This is a genomic window from Oceanimonas sp. MB9 (assembly GCF_011319775.1).
GTDB classification, from domain to species: Bacteria; Pseudomonadota; Gammaproteobacteria; order Enterobacterales; family Aeromonadaceae; genus Oceanimonas; species Oceanimonas doudoroffii.
The window spans coordinates 125,948-144,963 of record NZ_VFBE01000004.1; the positions used below are offsets into that span (position 1 = coordinate 125,948).

The 19,016-nt window shown below is 59.9% G+C and carries 19 protein-coding genes, 2 tRNA genes and 2 rRNA genes; 4 read left to right on the top strand and 19 right to left on the bottom strand.

Going from position 1 to position 19,016, the window contains the following annotated elements; all coding sequences use genetic code 11:
• Window positions 1-188 precede the first annotated feature (188 nt).
• The 7 genes from OJHNALOF_RS03185 to OJHNALOF_RS03215 all read right to left on the bottom strand — a co-directional run bounded on the left by OJHNALOF_RS03185 (window position 189) and on the right by OJHNALOF_RS03215 (window position 6,344).
• Window positions 189-1,658 carry an ABC transporter permease gene (locus OJHNALOF_RS03185; RefSeq protein WP_240919629.1) on the bottom strand — a complete coding sequence of 490 codons (1,470 nt, stop codon included), beginning with the start codon at window positions 1,656-1,658 and terminating at the stop codon, window positions 189-191.
• The gene (locus tag OJHNALOF_RS03190) at window positions 1,655-2,326 is read right to left on the bottom strand and encodes an ATP-binding cassette domain-containing protein (protein WP_165661133.1); all 672 of its coding nucleotides are present in this window, start codon (window positions 2,324-2,326) and stop codon (window positions 1,655-1,657) included. Before OJHNALOF_RS03190 ends, OJHNALOF_RS03185 begins: the two co-directional genes overlap by 4 nt.
• Window positions 2,326-3,198, bottom strand: a complete 873-nt coding sequence (locus tag OJHNALOF_RS03195) for a putative selenate ABC transporter substrate-binding protein (protein WP_165661134.1) — start codon at window positions 3,196-3,198, stop codon at window positions 2,326-2,328. Before OJHNALOF_RS03195 ends, OJHNALOF_RS03190 begins: the two co-directional genes overlap by 1 nt.
• Window positions 3,199-3,252: 54 nt before the next feature.
• The gene (locus tag OJHNALOF_RS03200; protein ID WP_165661135.1) at window positions 3,253-3,582 is read right to left on the bottom strand and encodes a branched-chain amino acid transporter permease; all 330 of its coding nucleotides are present in this window, start codon (window positions 3,580-3,582) and stop codon (window positions 3,253-3,255) included.
• Window positions 3,575-4,255, bottom strand: a complete 681-nt coding sequence (locus OJHNALOF_RS03205; RefSeq protein WP_094201795.1) for an AzlC family ABC transporter permease — start codon at window positions 4,253-4,255, stop codon at window positions 3,575-3,577. Before OJHNALOF_RS03205 ends, OJHNALOF_RS03200 begins: the two co-directional genes overlap by 8 nt.
• 62 nt (window positions 4,256-4,317) lie before the next feature.
• Window positions 4,318-5,676, bottom strand: a complete 1,359-nt coding sequence (locus OJHNALOF_RS03210; protein WP_165661136.1) for a heavy metal sensor histidine kinase — start codon at window positions 5,674-5,676, stop codon at window positions 4,318-4,320.
• Complete coding sequence (locus tag OJHNALOF_RS03215) at window positions 5,673-6,344, bottom strand: heavy metal response regulator transcription factor (RefSeq protein ID WP_165661137.1); 672 nt, start codon at window positions 6,342-6,344, stop codon at window positions 5,673-5,675. The genes OJHNALOF_RS03210 and OJHNALOF_RS03215 overlap by 4 nt, the downstream gene beginning before the upstream one ends.
• 180 nt (window positions 6,345-6,524) lie before the next feature.
• On the opposite strand from OJHNALOF_RS03215, the gene uraH reads away from it, so the two are divergent.
• Complete coding sequence (uraH, locus tag OJHNALOF_RS03220) at window positions 6,525-6,932, top strand: hydroxyisourate hydrolase (RefSeq protein WP_165661138.1); 408 nt, start codon at window positions 6,525-6,527, stop codon at window positions 6,930-6,932.
• Between the two features lie 129 nt (window positions 6,933-7,061).
• On the opposite strand, the gene pntB is transcribed toward uraH, so the two are convergent.
• The 9 genes from pntB to OJHNALOF_RS03265 all read right to left on the bottom strand — a co-directional run bounded on the left by pntB (window position 7,062) and on the right by OJHNALOF_RS03265 (window position 14,834).
• Complete coding sequence (pntB, locus tag OJHNALOF_RS03225; RefSeq protein WP_165661139.1) at window positions 7,062-8,438, bottom strand: Re/Si-specific NAD(P)(+) transhydrogenase subunit beta; 1,377 nt, start codon at window positions 8,436-8,438, stop codon at window positions 7,062-7,064.
• Between the two features lie 4 nt (window positions 8,439-8,442).
• Entirely contained in the window at window positions 8,443-9,969 is a 1,527-nt protein-coding gene (locus tag OJHNALOF_RS03230) for a Re/Si-specific NAD(P)(+) transhydrogenase subunit alpha (RefSeq protein ID WP_165661140.1), read from the bottom strand.
• A gap of 399 nt (window positions 9,970-10,368) precedes the next feature.
• Window positions 10,369-11,127, bottom strand: a complete 759-nt coding sequence (locus OJHNALOF_RS03235) for a zinc-dependent peptidase (protein WP_094201790.1) — start codon at window positions 11,125-11,127, stop codon at window positions 10,369-10,371.
• Window positions 11,128-11,132: 5 nt separating this feature from the next.
• Window positions 11,133-12,428 (bottom strand): NRAMP family divalent metal transporter, encoded by a 1,296-nt coding sequence (locus OJHNALOF_RS03240; protein WP_165661141.1) that lies wholly within the window; start codon window positions 12,426-12,428, stop codon window positions 11,133-11,135.
• Between the two features lie 259 nt (window positions 12,429-12,687).
• Window positions 12,688-13,695, bottom strand: a complete 1,008-nt coding sequence (locus tag OJHNALOF_RS03245) for a M23 family metallopeptidase (RefSeq protein ID WP_165661142.1) — start codon at window positions 13,693-13,695, stop codon at window positions 12,688-12,690.
• A 40-nt stretch (window positions 13,696-13,735) separates the two neighbouring features.
• On the bottom strand, window positions 13,736-14,179 hold the full coding sequence (gene rimI, locus OJHNALOF_RS03250; RefSeq protein WP_370462291.1) for a ribosomal protein S18-alanine N-acetyltransferase: 444 nt from the start codon (window positions 14,177-14,179) through the stop codon (window positions 13,736-13,738).
• A complete protein-coding gene (locus OJHNALOF_RS03255) occupies window positions 14,155-14,526 on the bottom strand; it encodes a hypothetical protein (RefSeq protein ID WP_165661143.1) in 372 nt (123 codons plus the stop codon). The genes rimI and OJHNALOF_RS03255 overlap by 25 nt, the downstream gene beginning before the upstream one ends.
• A 53-nt stretch (window positions 14,527-14,579) precedes the next feature.
• A tRNA-Trp gene (locus OJHNALOF_RS03260) sits at window positions 14,580-14,656 on the bottom strand.
• A 31-nt stretch (window positions 14,657-14,687) separates the two neighbouring features.
• The gene (locus tag OJHNALOF_RS03265) at window positions 14,688-14,834 is read right to left on the bottom strand and encodes a hypothetical protein (protein ID WP_165661144.1); all 147 of its coding nucleotides are present in this window, start codon (window positions 14,832-14,834) and stop codon (window positions 14,688-14,690) included.
• Between the two features lie 131 nt (window positions 14,835-14,965).
• Between OJHNALOF_RS03265 and pyrB the strand changes: the two genes are divergently transcribed.
• The 3 genes from pyrB to OJHNALOF_RS03280 all read left to right on the top strand — a co-directional run bounded on the left by pyrB (window position 14,966) and on the right by OJHNALOF_RS03280 (window position 18,419).
• Entirely contained in the window at window positions 14,966-15,889 is a 924-nt protein-coding gene (pyrB, locus tag OJHNALOF_RS03270) for an aspartate carbamoyltransferase (protein ID WP_165661145.1), read from the top strand.
• 8 nt (window positions 15,890-15,897) lie between these two features.
• Entirely contained in the window at window positions 15,898-16,353 is a 456-nt protein-coding gene (gene pyrI, locus OJHNALOF_RS03275; RefSeq protein ID WP_094201786.1) for an aspartate carbamoyltransferase regulatory subunit, read from the top strand.
• Between the two features lie 146 nt (window positions 16,354-16,499).
• Window positions 16,500-18,419, top strand: coding sequence for an ATP-dependent DNA helicase RecQ (locus tag OJHNALOF_RS03280; protein WP_165661146.1), 1,920 nt, complete (start codon window positions 16,500-16,502; stop codon window positions 18,417-18,419).
• A gap of 173 nt (window positions 18,420-18,592) precedes the next feature.
• Here OJHNALOF_RS03280 and OJHNALOF_RS03285 read toward each other — a convergent pair.
• From OJHNALOF_RS03285 to OJHNALOF_RS03295, 3 genes are all read right to left on the bottom strand, one after another.
• Window positions 18,593-18,669, bottom strand: a tRNA-Asp gene (locus OJHNALOF_RS03285).
• Window positions 18,670-18,704: 35 nt separating this feature from the next.
• Window positions 18,705-18,819, bottom strand: a 5S ribosomal RNA gene (gene rrf / locus OJHNALOF_RS03290).
• An 87-nt stretch (window positions 18,820-18,906) separates the two neighbouring features.
• Window positions 18,907-19,016: ribosomal RNA gene (locus OJHNALOF_RS03295) — 23S ribosomal RNA — on the bottom strand; the annotation flags it as partial.

Sequence of the window (19,016 nt, forward strand, 5' to 3'; positions counted from 1 at the left end):
CCCGGTGTTGGGTCCGCCTGGCTCATCGCCAACCTACCCTCCTCGCAACCCCTGTAATGCCGGCCGAGGAGTGGCTATGCAACGCTCAAACTTAATGACGCCACCGGATTACCGAAGCTGACCGGCTTGCAGCGTGTCGGCGCAGGTAACGCTGCTGATGCTTCGGGCTAGCACTGACTGGCAAAGACTTACAGCACCTCGGCGCGATTGCCTAGGTGCAGCCGTTGCCGCAGGCGGCGGGCCAGCACGTCCACCAGCATGTTAAGCCCGGCGCATACCAGCAGCAGCACCATGGCCCGGTCGAAACGGAATTCGCTGAAGGCCGAGTCGATAAAAAAACCCAGCGTGGGAATGCCCAGCATGCCGAGAATGGCGGTTTCACGAATAAGGTTTTCAAACCGGTACAGGCTGTAGGCCATAAAGGCACGATAGAGTCGGGGCAACACTTCAAAAACGTACAGGTTCAGGCCACGGGGCGCGTCTTCCCGCAGGCTCAGGGTATTGAGGTGATGGCCCAGCAAATGGGCGATAATAGCGCCGTTGTGCAGGCCCAGTGCCAGCATGGCCGGCAGCATGCCCGGCCCCAGCAGCAGCATGCCGATAAAGGCCAGCAGATACTCCGGCAGGGAGCGCATCAGCACCAGCCAGCCATGACTGGCCTGCCGGCTGACGACATTGCCGAAACGCCGGGAAATAGTCGGAAACCACAGCAACGCCAGCACACCGGTCACCACCAGTGACACCAGCGCCAGCACCAAGGTATTGGCCAGCCCAGGCCCCACCTGCTGCTGCCACAACGACGCCCACCAGGGCCAGAGTCCGGTCCAGTCCCCGGAGCGCAGGGGGGAGGGAATAATGTCTTCGGTAAAAAAGCGAACCATCAGCCCCCAGTTCAGGCTGGCCACCGGCGGCAGCCAGAGCACCGCCGCCAGCAGATATACAGGCACCAGCCGGCCCCGCAGCCACCAGCGCAGGGTGGCGATGATCAGCACCAGGGCATAGAAAAAGGCGGCGGCCTCATCGTAATAACCCTGGCGCAACAGGGATTCCAGGTGATAGCCCAGGGTGGGCAGGCCGATAAAGCCCAGCACCGCCGAGCTGCGAATGCCGCACTCCAGCCGGTAGCCGGTGTAGGTGGCCATCTGCCGCCAGCACAGCGGCAGCTGCAGGTAGACGAGCCGGCTCAGCCGGCCCAAGCCCGCCGGCAGGGCCTGCTCCGGGGCCGGATCGGCTTCCTCAAACAGCTCGCCGTAGATCTTGGCAAAGGTGCCCGCATAGGGCAGTGCAATGGCCAGCACCCCGGCCAAGGCCGAGAGCCCCAGCAACTGCATAAACAACAGCGCCCAGAACAGTTCGTGCACCGCCCTGAGCCCCGCCGCCAGCCGGCGCACGCCGGCACTGCGATAACCACAAGCGAGAAACAGGCCCAGTATGGCGCCGAGCGCCACCCCTTGCAGGGCAAAGGCCAGGGTGTTGGCCAGCGCCGACAGCAACACGGTGGCATCGGGCCAGGCCGGCAACAGCAGGCCGGCACCCAGTCGGCCCAGCTCATACCAGGGATCCACGGCGGTAATGGCAAAGTCAGCCCAGGGCAGGCACAGCAGCGCCAGCGCCACAAACAGCAGGCTGGTACGCCCCATGGAAGCAGACGGGATCATAAGGAGGTGTACAGGGCCCGCAACTGGGCCGCACTGAGTTCGCTACTTGGCGCATCCAGCACTAGCCGCCCCTGGCGCAATCCTACAATGCGGGAGCAGTGAGTCAGTGCCTGCTCCACGTTATGCAGCGCCAGCACCACGGTCTGGTGCCGTGCACACACCAGCTGCAACAGTTCGGCGGCCTGACGCTCGTCCAGCGCCGACACCGGCTCGTCACCGATAAACACCGGCTTTTGCTGATACAGCGCCCGGGCCAGGCTGACCCGGCTCTGCTGACCACCGGACAGGGCGACAGCCGGACGCCAGAGCTGACCACTCAGCCCCAGCCGGCTGGCCAGCCCGGCGATCTCTGCCTTTGGAGTTGCCAGCGGCCTGACCAGGTTGGCCAGGTTGTACCAGAACGGATGGCGTTCCAGCCGGCCCATGTAGATGTTGTGAAAGGCGCTCAGCACCGGCACCAGGCCGGGCTGTTGCGGACACCAGGCCACATCACTGGGGCGAAGCTCACGCAGCCGGCGCAGCAGGGTGCTTTTGCCGGTGCCCGACTCTCCCAGCAGGGCAATTTTGTCCCCTCGCCTCACCTTCAGGGTCAGGGCCTCAAGCACGGGCTTGCCGGCATAGCCGAGACTAGCCCCGTCAAATCGAAACAGGGTGGCCGGCTCGCTCATTACCGGGCGGGATCCATAATGCCGATGGCCACGGCGGTCTCGCGAATGGGGGCGTAGTCATCGTTGGTGGCATCCACAAAACCCGAGCGGGGAAAGGCCGCCAGCAGCTCGGGATCGGTCATTTCCAGCAGCGCTCGCTTCACCTTTTCCTTGAAGCCGTCACCGAAGCGGGCGTTCACATCGCCGCGAATGCTCCACTGGTAGTCGGGGTACTGGGGGCTGGTCCAGATCACCCTGACCTTGCTTTCATCGATATTGCCTTTTTCCATCTCGGCATCCCACACGGCGTAGTTGACCGCCCCGACTTCATAGGCTCCGGACTGCACCAGACTGATGGTGCGGTTGTGATCGCCGGAGAAGCCGACTCGAGAGAACAGGGCTTCGGGGGCCTGTGAAAAATGCTGACGCAAAAAGAATTCCGGCATCAGTCGGCCGGAAGTGGAGCCCTTGTCACCAAAGGTAAAGCGCTTGCCGGCCAGCTCCGCTGGTAACTGCTCACTTTCAGTGAGACCGGTGCTGTCATGGGCAATCAGGTAGCTGACAAAGGCAGTATCTTCCGCCCCCTGAGCAATGGCTTCGCTGCCTGGCACCAGCTCTCGGGCCTGTACACCGGTCAGGCCACCGAACCAGGCCAGCTGCACCTGATCGTTACGAAAGGCGCTGACCGCCGCCGGATAGCTCTTCACCGGAATGTACTGTACCTCTACGCCCAGCTTTTCAGACAGGTAATCGGCAATCTTGCCAAAACGTTCGGTAAGGTGACGTTCGTCCTGATCCGGAATGGCGGTAAAGACGAAAGGTTCGGCCTGAGCCAGGCCACTCAGGCACAGGGCCGCCAGGCCCAGCAGGCGGGCACGCAGAGACAGGGTCATAATCGGTTCCATTTGACAAGAAGGGCAGCAATTATAGCCCAAAGCCTGGAAGGATCAGAGCCCCAGCCAGCCGTTGACCAGCGCCATATACACCAGGGTGCCGGCCAGAATGCTGGTCAGAGCCTGACGCCGCCATAACTGCAGCACGGCCACCACCGCCACCGCAATCAGCTGATCCCGGCCGTCGGCGGGCGAACTCCAGTTATGCACGCCCACGGCATAGAGGGTCAGCAGCACCATCATGGCCACCGGCAGGCGCCGGCCCAGCACCTGAATACGGTGATGATGGGCAATAACGCCTCTGGCCACAAAGGGTAAGGCGCGCAGGCCAAAGGTGACGCCCCCCATGATCAGCGCCGCCAGCAGGTAATCGGTATCAGACATGGGTCATTTTCTCCCTGGTGTTGGGCTCGGGCCAGGCCAGTAATACCAGCACCAGCATGATGGAGGCCGCCAGCAGGAAGTAATCACTGACCAACACACCGGCCACCGCCGCCGCAACCACGCCCAGGGCCACGGCGCCCCAGTCTTTCTTGGCGCGAATTTGCTCCACCGCCAGCACGGTAAACAGCGCCGTCAGGGCAAAGTCGAGCCCCTGCAGACCGGGGGGCAAGCCGCGGGCCAGCACCATGCCGGCAAGGGTACCCAACACCCAGTAGCCCTGATTGAGCAGCACCACCCAGAGTGCAGTTTCGCTGTCTTTTACCCGGCCCGAAGCACTGAGCAGGGAATAGGTTTCATCGGTAATACCGAAAATAAAATATTGCCGGCCAATCACCCCCTTGGGCAACAGGTGATAGAGCGACAGGCCGTAAAAAAGGTGGCGAAAGTTCACCAGCAACGTCGCCACCGCCAGATCAATCCAGCCGATGCCGGCGGCCAGCAGGCCTACCGCCAGATATTGCATGGCCCCGGCGTACACCAACACGCTCATCAACGGCGCCCAATACCAGGTGAGCCCGGCATCCACCCAGAGCACACCAAACACGGCCCCCAACGGCAAATATCCCATCATCACCGGCAAGGTCAGCGACACCAGCCCGCGTTTGCTTGTCATTATTATTCTCCTCTCTTCAGCCTTGGGAAAATAAGGGATTAATGATGGGAGGGCAAGGTCGTTCAGGCGGGAAAACGCAGGGTAAAGGTGGTGCCGTCGTCGTCGCTGTGAACACTCACTTCGCCACCGTGCAGCTGCATAATGGAGTCGACAATGGCCAGCCCCAGGCCGCCGGTGTCACCGCTCTGGGTACGGGACGGATCGCAGCGGTAAAAGCGATCAAACAGCCGGGGCAAATGCTCACCGGCAATGGCCGGACCTTTATTGTGCACAAAGGCCGCCACACCATTGGCAGTCTGCTCGCTGCCAATGGTAATGGGCTGGCCCGGCTCGCCGTAACGCAGGGCATTGGCCAGCAGGTTGGCCAGGGCTCGGCGCAACAGCTCTCCATCGGCCAGCACCTCACCGCGGGCCCGGTTCACCAGCACCGTGTTCGCTTCTTCCGCCATGCCCTCAAAATACTCGCATAACTGTTCAATCAACGGCGCCAGGGCCACCGGAAGCCGCTTTATTTCGGCCTGGGGCTGCTCGCTGCGGGCCAGAAACAACATGCTGTTAATCATGCGGCTCAGCCGCTGGTATTCCTCCAGATGGGACGCCAGCAAACGTTCATATTCTTCCGTGGTGCGGGGCCGGCGCAGGGTATGCTCGGTATGGCCCACCAGGTTGCTGAGGGGGGTACGAATTTCGTGGGCCAGATCTTCGGAAAAGCGCGACAGCCGGCCAAAGCCGTCTTCCAGCCGGGCCAGCATGTGATTGAGGCTGTCGCCCAGCTCGCGCAGCTCGTCGGGCAGTTGCCGCGTGCTCAGCCGCCGGTGCAGCCGGCGCACCTCAATGGCCCCGGCTTCTGCCGCCAGCCGCCGCACCGGCCTGAGTCCGCGCCGGCTCACCCCCCAGCCGAGGGCAAAGGCCACCAGGGCGCCGCCGGTCAGCGCCAGCAGCAACTGCCAGCGGTAGGCCGCCAGCATCTGTTCCCGGGGCGCCAGCAGCTTGCCCGCCACCAGCATCAGGCTGGTGTCGCCCTGCTTCAAGGGGCGCCAGGCCAGGCGGGCATTACCGCCATCGTTATAACCCAGCCGGGTCCGCCCCGCCGACAGGCCAACGGGCACCGCCAGCCCGGCGGGGTTGACCGAGATCAGCACCTCGCCGTCCAGGTTCAGCACCCACAGCAGACTGTCTTCATTGCCGAGCATATTGGCATAGAGGGTGGGCCGGTTGCGCAGCTCATCGATGCTGTCGCTGCTGGTGAGCAGGGCCTGCATGTGCTCAAGGCGCCCGAGCAGGCTCTGATCGTCCCGCCAGGCCAGTTCCCGATCCAGGGAAAAATACAGATAAAAACCCAGGCTGCCCAGCAGCAGGGCGCTGACCAAGGCAAACATCAGCGCCAGCCGCAGGCTCAGGGACGACAGCACGCGCTTCATTCCCGCAGCTCGCACACATAACCCATGCCGCGCACGGTGTGAATGACTTTGGGCTCGAAGTCGTCGTCAATTTTGGCCCGCAGCCGGCGAATGGCCACGTCCACCACATTGGTGTCGCTGTCAAAGTTCATGTGCCACACCTGTGAGGCGATATAGGTGCGCGACAGCACCTCGCCCTGATGGGACAGCAACAGCTGCAGCAGGGTGAATTCCTTGTTGGTGAGGTCAATGCGCCGCCCGCCCCGGCTGACCCGGCGCGCCAGCGGATCCAGCTGCAGATCCGCCAGCTGGAAAAACAACGGTTCCGCCGGCTTGCCCCGGCGCAGCAGCTTGCGGGCCCGGGCCAGCAACTCGGCAAAGGAAAACGGCTTGGCCAGATAGTCATCGGCGCCCTGCTCCAGGCCGCGCACCTTGTCTTTCACCGCGTCCCGGGCGCTCAGGCAGATCACCGGGGTATCGCCCTGGCTGCGAATGCACTGCAGCAGCTGCCAGCCGTTCAGGCCCGGCAACATGATGTCGAGGATCACCAGATCAAAGGGGCTTTCCTCCAGCAGATAACGTCCTTCCAGGCCGTCTTCGGCCACTTCCACCTGATAGCCGGATTCGGTAAAGCCCTTTTTCAGGTAATCGGCGGTTTTGGCTTCGTCTTCCACCACCAGAATGCGCATGAATGACCTCGCTCAATACGATGCATGCCGGCAGTTTATCACCGAATGCGCCCGCACCGGTTTGATGACGGTTTTGTAATAAAGCGGTAAGGGGTTTGCAAGGCACGCTCGGGCATGATGAGCCCATGTCGCCGGCAGCCACCGGCAGCAGCCCACTTTCTTACTCTGAAGGAGAACAGCATGAGCCTTAAACATGTTCTGGCCGGCGCCATGATGGCCGGTGTATCCACCCTTACCCTGGCCGCCGGCAACCCACTGAGCGTGCATGTTCTCAACCTGGAAAATGGCCTGCCTTCCCCCGATGTGAAGGTGGTGCTGGAACAGAAGCAGGGTGACGACTGGGTGGAGCTGAACAGCGCCGTGACCAACGAGCAAGGCCGCATTACCGCCCTGTATCCGGCAGGTCGGGAGCTGGAAAAAGGCACCTACAAGGTCACCTTTGAAACCGGCGACTGGTTTGAACAGCACGACATCGAGACCTTCTTTCCCGAGATTCCGGTGATCTTCAGCGCCGACGGCAAGCTGGATCACTACCATGTGCCGCTGCTGCTGAGCCCTTACGGCTTCTCTACCTATCGCGGCAACTAAGTCCGGCCGCTATAGCAAACACCAAGTCCTGTGTATAAAAAAAGAGAGCCTCGGCTCTCTTTTTTGCATTGCTTTCTCTAAGCACAAAAAAGAGGCGCCGAAGCGCCCCTGAATGGCATAGCGTGCGAATTACAGCGCGCGCAGAATATTGTCCACGCTGTCCTTGGCGTCGCCAAATAACATGACGCTGTTTTCCCGGAAGAACAGCGGGTTCTGCACACCGGCGTAACCGGTGTTCATGGAGCGCTTGAACACCACCACCTGCTGGGCCTTCCACACTTCCAGCACCGGCATGCCGGCGATGGGGCTGGCCGGATCCTCGGACGCCGCCGGGTTGACAGTGTCGTTGGCGCCGATCACCAGCACGGTGTCGGTGTCGTCAAAGTCATCGTTGATCTCGTCCATTTCCAGCACCACGTCGTAAGGCACCTTGGCCTCGGCCAGCAGCACGTTCATGTGACCGGGCAGACGACCCGCCACCGGATGAATGCCAAAGCGCACCTTGACACCGGCCGCCCGCAGCTTGGACACCAGTTCGGCCACCGGGTACTGGGCCTGGGCCACCGCCATGCCGTATCCGGGGGTGATGATCACGGAGCTGGAGCCCTTCAGCATTTCGGCCACGTCTTCGGCGTTCACTTCGGTGTATTCACCGTCCTCTTCCTCACCGGAAGAGACGGTGCCGTCGGAGCCAAAGCCACCGGCAATTACCGAGATAAAGGAGCGGTTCATGGCCCGGCACATGATGTAGGACAGAATGGCACCGGAGGAACCCACCAGGGCGCCGGTCACGATCAGCAGATCGTTGGACAGCATAAAGCCCGCAGCGGCGGCGGCCCAGCCCGAGTAGGAGTTGAGCATGGAGATCACCACCGGCATATCGGCACCGCCGATGCTGGCCACCAGATGCCAGCCAAAGGCCAGGGCGATCAGGGTCATCACCAGCAGGGCAAAGGTGGAACCTTCCACCTGCACAAACCAGATCAGCAGAATGGCAGAGACCACCACCGCCAGCAGGTTGAGCTTGTGTCGATGCGGCAGGGCCAGCGGCTTAGACGACACCAGGCCGCGCAGTTTGCCAAAGGCCACGATGGAGCCGGTAAAGGTCACCGCGCCGATAAACACGCCGAGGAAGATCTCGGTGTTGTGAATGTTGAGCATGGCGCCGGACAGGTCGCCGTGATCGATGTAGGTGTTATAGCCCACGAACACCGCGGCCAGACCCACGAAGCTGTGCAGAATGGCAATCAGCTCCGGCATCTCGGTCATTTCCACCTTGAGCGCAAAGCGAATACCGATGGCAGCGCCGATGGCCATGGCCACGATGATCCAGCCCAGGCCGGTGACCTCGGGGTTGAAAATGGTGGCCAGCAGGGCAATGGCCATGCCCGCCACGCCATACCAGTTACCGGCCTTGGCCGACTCCTGTTTGGACAAACCGGCCAGGCTCATGATAAAGAGCACGGCGGCCACGATATAAGATGCAGTTACTAGTCCTTGTGACATTTAATCAGCCCTTCCTAAACATCTTCAGCATGCGATGTGTCACGGTAAAACCGCCAAACACGTTAATTGAGGCGATCAGCACCGCCACGAAGGCGAGGAAGCTGACGAAACCACCCGAGCCCACCTGCGACAGGGCGCCCACCACGATAATGCCGGAGATGGCGTTGGTCACCGACATCAGCGGCGTGTGCAGGGAGTGGGACACATTCCAGATCACGTAGTAGCCCACGATACAGGCCAACACGAACACGGTGATGTGCGACAGAAACTCCGCCGGCGCCACCGCCGCCAGCCAGGCGAACAACAGCACGCCGGCACCGCCCAGGTAATACTTGAGGTTGCTCGGCTTCTTGGCATGGGGCTCGGCCGCGGGCTGAGCCGCCGCCTTGGCCTTGGGCGCCGCCGACACGCTGATAGCGGGCGGCGGGAAGGTCACTTCGCCGTCCCGGGTCACGGTCATGTTGCGCAGCACCACGTCGTCAAAGTCGACGTTGATGTTGCCGTCCTTTTCCTTGCACAGCAGCTTGGCCAGGTTGACCAGGTTGGTGGCGTACAGGGTGGAGGACTGGGTCGGCAGGCGACCGTTAAGATCGGTGTAACCGATGATCTTGACGCCGTTGTCGGACACGAACAGCTCGCCCGGCTTGGTCAGCTCGCAGTTACCGCCGTTCTGGGCGGCCAGATCCACGATCACCGAGCCCGGCGCCATGGCGGCCACCATGTCGGCGGTGATCAGTTTGGGTGCCGGCTTGCCGGGGATCAGGGCGGTGGTAACGATAATATCCACCTCTTTGGCCTGCTCCATGAACAGGGCCATTTCGGCGTCGATAAAGGCCTGGCTCATTTCCTTGGCGTAGCCGTCGGAAGAGTCGCTCTCCTCTTCGTAGTCCAGCTCCAGGAACTCGGCGCCCATGGAGTTAATCTGCTCTTTTACCTCGGGGCGGGTATCAAAGGCACGTACGATGGCACCCAGGGAGCCGGCGGCACCGATGGCGGCCAGACCGGCCACACCGGCACCGATCACCAGCACCTTGGCGGGGGGCACCTTGCCGGCGGCGGTGATCTGGCCGGTAAAGAAACGACCGAATTCGTGGGCGGCTTCCACCACGGCACGATAGCCGGCGATGTTGGCCATGGACGACAGCGCATCCAGGGACTGGGCGCGGGAAATGCGCGGCACCATGTCCATGGCAAGCACGGTCACGCCCTTATTCTTGAGCTGTTCAACCAGCTCGGGGTTTTGGGCCGGCCAGATAAAGCTGACCAGGGTGGTGCCCGCCTGCAGCCGTTCGATTTCCTCGGCAGTGGGTGCATTCACCTTGTAGATAATGGCGGATTGCCAGGCCTCGTCGGCACTCACCAGTTGAGCGCCGGCCGCCGCAAAGGCGGTGTCTTCAAAGCTGGCCTTACTGCCCGCGCCTTGTTCCACGCAGACGTCAAAGCCCAGTTTGCGCAGCTGTTCAACGGACTTGGGGGTCGCTGCCACCCGGGTCTCTCCGCTGAGCGTTTCCCTTGGAATTCCGATTAACATAATAATTCCCTGATTCATGTTGATATCGCGTCGGGCGCGCACCCGACGTTCAGCAAGCTGTTCCTTCAACCGCTCGGCAGCCTTGCCTGTGTTGCGCCAGCAAAATGACGTTGTTTTACAACGGCGCCGTTTTGTTTACGCATATCCAATGATGCATTTTGTATTTTTAAGCATAATTGCACACAAAGTTTCACGAAAACTTGCACAAAAAGTTTTAAGTGAAGATATAACGTAAGAAAAATACAGCGCGAAAGTCAATATACTGGCTCAGTCGAAAAAAGATAAATCGATCTTTCCTCGAGCCTCGATAGGCTCTGACTTTCAATCGTTAAGGTATCATTTATCATCAAATGGCCAAGCGGTCATTTGATGAGCAGGATCACAGAAGGGTGAAAGGAGTCAGCCGACCGCCGTAGGCTGACGCGCCAGCGGGTGCTGTGAAAAGAGCCGGGCCAGCTGGGCATATACCGCCGGATAGGCGCCATGCAACAGCCGCGGATCGGTAAAGAACAGCTCCGTCGCCACCGCCAGAAACTCCGCCGGATGGGTGGCGGCGTACGGATCTATGGGCGCCTCACTGCATTCGACCTTGCGCCGTAGGTCGTCAAAGGCGGCCTGAAAGTCACGACGCCATTCGGCCATGGCCATGCCGGGACGCATGGGGGGCACGCCGTCGGCCTCGCCGCCCAGCATGTCGAGCTTGTGGGTCAGCTCGTGAATGATGAGGTTATAACCGTCCCAGCCGCCATCGTCGGCCAACTCGCTCCAGGCCAGCACCAGCGGCCCCTGTTGCCAGGACTCGCCGGCATGCTCCGCTTCCACCTCACTGACCAGGCCGTATTCGTCCTCCACGCTTTCGCGCCGAGTCACCGGCGCGGGGATCAGAATGATTTCGTGAAAGCCTGCATACCAATCCAGCCCCAGGTGCAGTATGGGCAGCGCCGCCTGCAAGGCCAGTGCCGCCGTCTGCCGTGGCGTGGGGGTAACCCCGAGCAGGGTCAGGGTTTTGCGCGCCAGCAACTCGTTACCCAGTTCGCACAGGCATTGTTGCTCGGATTCACTCAGGCCCTGCAAAATGGGCAGGGCCTGCAGCGCCTCCTGCCAGGGCAGCGGGGCGGCAGGCGGGTGTTTACGGGTAAGCCAGTCAAACCAGCCCATGACGGTTACTTCACAAAGAGATACCAGTAGCCAAACAACAGATTAAAGCCGGCAAAAAACAAAATGCCCACCCGGCTCAGCATCACCATGCCCTTGCCCAGCCGGTATTGCTCGGGTACCTGCGGCAGGTTCATCAACCGGAAATTCAGCCAGGCAAACACCAGGGCACTGATAAAGGCGGAGATCATGGCGAACTCCAGCATCGCCAACAGGGCCCCTTTAAAAAACATGATAATAAAGGCCGCCACCACGCCCATCACCACCATCAGCGGATAGGTATAACGTGCGCCCTCACCGGTAGGGCCGCTGCCCTTGGGCTGGCCAAACTGCACAAAGCACTCGCTCAGCGAACGGCTGTAGCCGTCCAGCACGGTGACCGTGGTGGAAAACATGCACAAAAAGGCGATAAAGGCGATCAGCCAGCGGCTCCACTCACCCATCACGCTGGCATAAACGTCGACCAGCTGATGAGCAAAGGCGATGCCGGATGTGGCCAGGGTCTCGCCACTGCCGTGCAGCACCAGGGCACCCAGGGCCACAAAGGCAATGGCCAGCAGGGTGGAGGTCACATAACCCACGTTAAAGTCGACCAGGGCCCCCTTATAATCCAGCTCGGCGCCCAGCACCTTTTGCTTTTGCCGCAGCCAGACGCTGTTCCAGGAGGACAGCTCAATGGGGGCCGGCATCCAGCCCATCAGGGCCACCAGAAAGCCAACCGAGGCCAGGTTCCACGGACTGGGGGCCACAAAATCCGGCGTGGCCACGCCTCCCCGGTTAAGGGCGATAAACACCGCGGTGACCGTGGCGATGGCCAGGCCGACAATGATCCACTTGGTGACGCTGTCGAGGGTCTTGTAGTGCCCTGTGATCAAAAACACCAGGGAGCCCGCCAGCACTATCATGCTGAGCTGAGTCACGCTCAGGCTGTCGCCGATAAAGAGTCCCAGAATGCTGCCGCAGAGCATGGCCACGCCGGCGGTGCTGACCACGGAAGCAAATAGGTTAAGCAGGGTAAACAGGCGCAGGTAGCCGCGGCCAATGCGATCATACCCCTGGATCAGGCTCTCATTGGCGGCCATGGTGTAACGGGCGCCAATCTGAAAGAAAGGATACTTGAGCAGGTTAACCAGCAGAATCAGTCCCACCAATTGCCAGCCGTAAATGGCACCGGCCTGGGTGGAAGCCACCAGATGAGAGCCGCCAATCGCCGCCGCCGCGCCCAGTATGCCCGGGCCCAACACCCGCATATAGTGACTTATGCTACGGGACTCGCCCTTTGCCATTTCAACCGCCTGCGACATACCGCCTTCCTGCCTGTTTACATTGTGTTTTAAAAAGAAAGACAGGTAAAAGGCCACAGCAAACAGCATAAAGCAACTGCTTTTTAGATGTGTTTATGGCCCATAAAAGACAAATAAACCAAAATAAGAACACCAAAAGAACTATTGTTTGGTTTTAATTTTACCGTTCAGACCATGACGGCACAAAGCCGCTAAATTACCACATTAAATAATTCTACTTGTTACCATTGTTTTCGCCGCCGCCATCGGGCTACTGAGGCTACTGCCGGCCTTCACTCCCCCTGGCCAGCAGGGTCTGCCCGGTGGCGGGCACCCGGCCGTTAAGGGTAAAGGGAATGGATTCAAGCCTGCCCTTGTTGTTGACCTGTACTGCCAGATGCAGATGAGGGCCAGAGCTGTAACCGGTATGGCCCGAAGCGGCCACCACCTGACCGGCCCGTACCCTGTCCCCCTTTTTTACGGTCAGCGAATGGGTATCCAGGTGGGCATAGAGGGTCATGGTGCCATCATTGTGACGCAGCCTGAGGTGGTTGGATTTGCCTCGGTATCGGGCCGCCAGGCCCCCTCCTACATGGTGATCCACGGCCGCCACCACCACACCGTCGGCGGTGGCCAGCAGAGGTGTGCCCACCGGCAGGGCAATGTCCAGGGCGTAACGGTTGGACGCCTTGTTATGGCTGAAATCGCCATTAAACCCCTGTGAGATACGGAAGGTGCCGGACACCGGCGGGCTCATGTTCACGGCACCAACAACCACCGGAGCAGCTTGATTACGATACTCTTTCCACGCTTTCACCCGAGGACTGACAATGGTGCTGCCGGCAATTTTTTGCACGCGATGGTCGCTGTCCACTTGGTTACGCCCCTGATGACTGCTGTAGGCAAAACCATAGTCATAACCCCAGGCACCCGGGCCGGAAGGGATGAGCTTGCCAAGGAACTTTTCTTCCCGTGCGGGCAACACCACGGCCTGCTGCAAGGCCGCGGGAATCACCACATTTTGCTGGCTGGAGAACTGCAAATTCAGTTGGGCTCTGCTGGCGAGGCGGTTAAGGGCAAAAAAGTAGTGGCCATCGGGCTTCTTCACCACCCGAACCAGAATGCCGTCCTTGTTGACCGCATCCTGGTGCCAGCGATGACCAGAAACTGCCTTCAGGCGGTTGTCGGTGTAGTGCACCACGCCGGCGGCATCTCGATAACGATAGATTTCGGCTTGCGCGGACGTCATCCATGCCAGCGCCAGCCAACAGGCAAGCAGGCCTCTCATAATACATCCCTGTGAGAGCGTGTGCTTTTCAGTATAGGAACTAGAGCCGCTTTTGCATGATCACCGCGTCTTCATGGCCGACGTCGGTGGGGTAATAATTGCGGCGCCGGCCACTCTCTTGATAGCCGGAGGAGGCATACAAATGAATGGCGGCCAGATTTGAAGCCCTGACCTCCAGCCACAACCAGCCGAGCGCTCGCGCCCGGCACTGGGTGAAATAGTGTTCCAGCAGCCTTCGGCCCAGCCCCCGGCCCTGCCGCGCGGGAGACACGCAAATATTCATCAGGGTGCTCTCGTCAAGTACGCTGTCGGCAATAAAGTAGCCCAGCAGTTGCTGCCCGTGCCACAACGCGCCGGTAAAATAGCGCTCGCCAAAGACATCGGCCAGCAGAGCCCGGCTCCAGGGATGGGCATGGGCCGCCTGCTCCAGTGCGGCCATGGCGTCGAGGTCGGCCAGACTCAGGGGACGGAATTCAGGCTGCACAGCCGGCTCCAGAGTTCTCGTTTCTGACTTGCGGTCAGGGGCAGTGAAGCCTGCCAAGCCAGATCGTCGGCGGGAGTGGTGAGGTTGAATCCCAGCATAACGCGCGCGCCGGGGCGACCGGCGGCCAGCCAGGCGGTTTCGTCCTGTACCAGAGGACGAACGCCATTCAGCGCTAGGGTGAGATCGTCAAACAGGCGCTCGGGCAGGCGCTGTCCCTGACCGGTGATCAGCAGTACATCGGCAACGGGCGGCGGAGGCTCGGGGGCATAAGGCAGACGCTCGCCATGGGTGCATTGCCATACTGGCAACCCCATAAACCGCCAGAGCCGGGATTGTAATGGCTTCATGATCACTCCATAACGCAAAAGGCCAGCACTGAGGCTGGCCTTTTCGGTGAAGCTGGCAGGGGCAGAGGGACTCGAACCCCCAACCGTCGGTTTTGGAGACCGCTGTTCTACCAATTCGAACTATGCCCCTGCAACACGAGGCGAATTATAACCGGCGGCGATCAAAGGTAAAGGGCTTTTTCCTGCACGCCGGCGCGTTCGCTCACTCTTTCACCGTTTGAGCCCATTCTGTCCGGGTATTTTGCTTTGCCGCCGCATTTCTCTATAATCCGGTCGGTTTGCAAACAAGCGGAGCTGATATGCCCCATTCCCATTGCCACTCCTGGTCCGTGGTGGTGCCCCTTGCCGGCACCGGCTTCCGCGTTTGCGATCCTGTCACTCCAATGGCCCCATTCAGGGGCTTTTTTATGGCCCGAATTTCACTTGAAGAGCACTGCTGATGGCGAACCCCCTATATCAAAAGCATGTAATCTCCATATCCGACTTTACCCGCGCCGAGCTGGAGCTGGTCATTGATACCGCCGTCATGCTCAAGACCCATCCCCGTCCCGAGCTGTTGAAACACAAGGTGGTGGCGAGCTGTTTCTTTGAAGCTTCAACCCGTACCCGGCTGTCATTTGAAACCGCCGTACACCGCCTGGGCGGTGCCGTTATCGGCTTTTCCGACAGCGGCAGCACCTCCCTCGCCAAAAAGGGTGAAACCCTGGCCGACTCGGTACGCATCATCAGCTCCTACAGTGACGCCTTTGTAATGCGCCACCCGCAGGAAGGCGCGGGCCGGCTGGCGGCGGAATATTCCTCGGTACCGGTGATCAACGCCGGGGACGGCTCCAACCAGCATCCCACCCAGACCCTGCTGGACCTGTTTACCATCTATGAAACCCAGGGCACCCTGCAGGGGCTGACCGTGGCTTTTGTGGGCGACCTGAAATACGGGCGCACCGTCCACTCCCTGACCCAGGCACTGAGCCTGTTCGGCTGCAAGTTCTACTTTATCGCCCCCCAGGCGCTGGCCATGCCCGACTACCTGTGTGACGAGCTGACCGAAAAGGGCATCAACTTCGAGTTCCGTGACAGCATGGAAGAGGTCATGGACGAGCTGGACATTCTGTACATGACTCGAGTGCAGAAAGAGCGCTTTGACGAAACCGAATATGTGCATGTGGCGTCCAAGTACGTGCTCACGCCACAAGTGCTGGAAAACGCCAAAGACAGCCTCAAGGTGCTGCATCCGCTGCCCCGCATTGACGAGATCACCGTGGACGTGGACGACACCCCCTATGCCTATTACTTTGAGCAGGCGGAAAACGGCGTTTACGCACGCCAGGCCCTGCTTGCCCTGGTGCTGAACGAGAGCCTGTGAGAGAAACGATGAACAAGAGCCAACTGCAAGTAGAAGCCATTCACAACGGCACCGTGATCGATCACATTCCCGCCGGTCAGGGCATCAAGATCCTGCAGCTGTTCGGCCTGGTGCAGACCCATGAGAAAATCACCGTGGGGCTGAACCTGCCTTCCAAGGCACTGGGAGCCAAGGACATCATCAAGGTAGAAAATACTCGCCTGACCGCCGCCCAGGCCAACCAGCTGGCACTGTTTGCCCCCGACGCCACCGTGAACCTGATTGAAGACTTCGAAGTAGTGGAAAAGCTGCAATTACAACTGCCCGAGCAGGTGGAAGGCGTGTTTTCCTGCCCCAACTCCAACTGCATCAGCCACAACGAGCCGGTTTCCAGCAAGTTTAGAGTGCGCGCGGTGTCCGGCCAGGTACGCTTTCGCTGCAACTACTGTGAAAAGTCCTTTCACCGGGATCTGATGGCGGTATAGCCGCCGGCAACGCCCAGCCATTTCCACCGGCAGCCACTCGGGCTGCCGGTTTTTACTCCCTCCGCCTTTCCTTCTGCTGGATAGAGTTGCCAACCCCAATGGTGCGGGCCAAGCTATGGGCACTATGATTTCACCATACCGCCACCATGACACTCGAACACACCCTGCAACAGCATTTTGGTTTCTCTTCCCTTCGCCCTGGTCAGCAAGCCGTGATCGACACGATTCTGGCCGGTCAGTCGGCGGCAGCAATCTTTCCCACTGGCTCAGGCAAGTCGCTCTGCTATCAGTTACCGGCCCTGTTGCTGCCTCACCTGACCCTGGTGATATCTCCGCTGCTGGCACTGATGCAGGATCAGCTTGCCTTTTTGCGGCAGAAAAACATTCCCGCCGCCAGCATCGACTCCACCCAGGGCTGGGAAGAAAGCCGCCGCATCATGCAAGAGGTCAGGGAAGGACGTATCAAGGTACTGATGATTTCGGTGGAGCGTCTGAAGAACGAACGCTTTCGCCAGTTTATCGGCCAGGTGCCCATTTCCCTTTTGGTCATCGACGAAGCCCACTGTATCTCGGAATGGGGCCACAACTTTCGCCCCGATTACCTCAAACTGCCGGATTACCGCCGCCAACTTCACATCCCTCAGGTGCTGCTACTGACCGCCACCGCCACCCCGGCTGTCATCGAGGATATACAACGTAAATTCGAGCTGGCCGCGGATCATGTGGTGATTACCGGCTTTTACCGATCCAATCTGCACCTTGACGTCATGGCGGTGAGCGAGGAAGAAAAAATGCCCGCGCTGATCGCGCGTTTGAGAGAGGATCCGGCTTCTCCCACCATTGTCTATGTCACGCTGCAGCACACCGCCGAACGAGTGGCAGACGCACTTAATGCCGCCGGCATTCCTGCCAAGGCCTATCATGCGGGCATGGAGCAGGACAGCCGCCGTCAGTTGCAACGGGCCTTTATGGCAGGGGAAGCGCCCTGCATCGTCGCCACCATCGCCTTTGGCATGGGCGTCGACAAGGCCGATATTCGCCGAGTGATTCATTACGATCTGCCTAAGTCCATCGAAAACTACAGTCAGGAGATCGGACGCGCCGGCCGGGATGGTCAACCCTCGCACTGCCTGTTGCTCGGCAACAAGGCCGGGCTTAACGTGCTGGAGAACTTCGTTTACGGCGATACCCCCGAGCCGAATGCCATTGCAGCACTGCTGCATGAATTGCAGCAAGCCGGTGAACAGTGGGAGCTGATGCCGCTGCGGCTGTCAAACAGCACCAACATTCGCCTGCTGCCCCTAAAAACGCTGCTGGTCTATCTCGAACTGAACCGAATAATAGAGCCACAATACAGCTATTTTGCCGATTATCGCTTCAAGTTTGTGCTGTCACGCCAGGAGATCCTCGGCCATTTCAACGGCGAGCGTCAGGCCTTTCTGAATGCCGTGTTTGACGGTGCGCCCTTGGCTAGAAGCTGGTGCCAGGTCGACTTTGATGCCATATGGCAACAATATGGCACCGAACGAAAGCGGGTGATTAATGCCCTCGACTACCTGCATCAGCAAGGCTGGATCAGCCTGGAAAGCAAGCAGATGATCGAAGTTTACCGCGTGCTGCAACCGGCATTCGATGTTAATGCCGAAGCCGGCCGCCTGCATCGGCTGTTCAAACAAAAGGAGCGCAGCGAGCTCACTCGGCTCGCCGACATGATTGGCTTTTTCGAAAGCGAGCGTTGCCTCAGCCACCGGCTCGCCGGTTATTTTGCCGATGATCAGGCTCCCAGTACCTGTGGCCACTGCTCGGTCTGTCATGGTAATCCGGCACGGCTGCCCGAGCCCGCACGCCCGCCCTTACCGACGGCCGGCCAGCTGGCGCACTGGTGCCAGGAGTTACAGGATGCCAGCCAACAACCACTGAGCGTCCACACCCTGACCTGCTTTTTATGCGGGATTTCCACCCCCCTGCTTAATCGTCTGAAAGCCAGAAAACGGTCCGGCTTCGCCCGACTGGAGCAACAGCGCTTTGGCGACATCCTGACCCTGCTGGAGCAGCAAGCCGAGTAAGACAGAAATATGGAAACGAAAAAGCCCTGAGCTCACGCTCAGGGCTTTTAATGATGGCGGAGTGGCAAACGCACCGCGTTTGAAGGAGAAGGTGCGCAGCACCGACATCATCCAGCAAGTCCGACGCAGCCAATACGAAAAAACCCCAGCCAATCGGCTGGGGTTTTGAGTAATGGCGGAGCGGACGGGACTCGAACCCGCGACCCCCGGCGTGACAGGCCGGTATTCTAACCAACTGAACTACCGCTCCGCAAAAGCTGTATAGTCAGGAGTACTATATTGGGTGCCTGGCAGTGACCTACTTTCACATGGCAGCTGCCACACTATCATCGGCGCGGTTGCGTTTCACTGCTGAGTTCGGCATGGAGTCAGGTGGTTCCACAACGCTATGGCCGCCAGGCATAAAACTTAATTCGGAAAAAAACTTTATGATGAATGCTGTTTGTAGTCTCGAGACCGCAAGTCTCTCACACTTCTTGGGTGTTGTATGGTTAAGCCGCACGGGTCATTAGTACAGGTTAGCTGCACGCCTCACAGCGCTTCCACACCCTGCCTATCAACGTCCTGGTCTCGGACGGCCCTTTAGAGGCATCAAGT